Source organism: Mesorhizobium sp. LNHC209A00 (assembly GCF_000502915.1).
Taxonomy (GTDB): domain Bacteria; phylum Pseudomonadota; class Alphaproteobacteria; order Rhizobiales; family Rhizobiaceae; genus Mesorhizobium.
Genome location: NZ_AYWT01000066.1, coordinates 1 through 283 on the forward strand (window position 1 = coordinate 1; position 283 = coordinate 283).

1 protein-coding gene is annotated in these 283 nt (G+C 59.0%); it reads right to left on the reverse strand.

Translation table 11 applies throughout. The features are described 5' to 3' along the window. The coding region (locus X739_RS136595) for an IS256 family transposase (RefSeq protein ID WP_023796706.1) at window positions 1-283 on the reverse strand (283 nt) is incomplete at both ends.

Below are 283 nucleotides of genomic sequence, written 5' to 3' on the forward strand. Positions count from 1 at the left end.
TGTGCTCACGCAGATGATCCATGTTGAGATAGCGGGTCGCCTCGAGCCAGTTCTCGTGGATCTCGACCGCCAGCGCCCGAACCAGCCGCAGGCAACTCTGCGGGTTGGGGAAGATGCGCACGACCAGGGTGCGCCGTTTGATCTCCTGGTTCAGCCGCTCCAGCATGTTGGTCGATTTCATGTGCTTATGATGGGCAAGCGGCAGCCGATAGAAGCTCAGCGTCTCCTCGATGTTGTCCTCCACCCAGTTGACCAGCTTCGGATATTTGGCCTGCCATTTGGC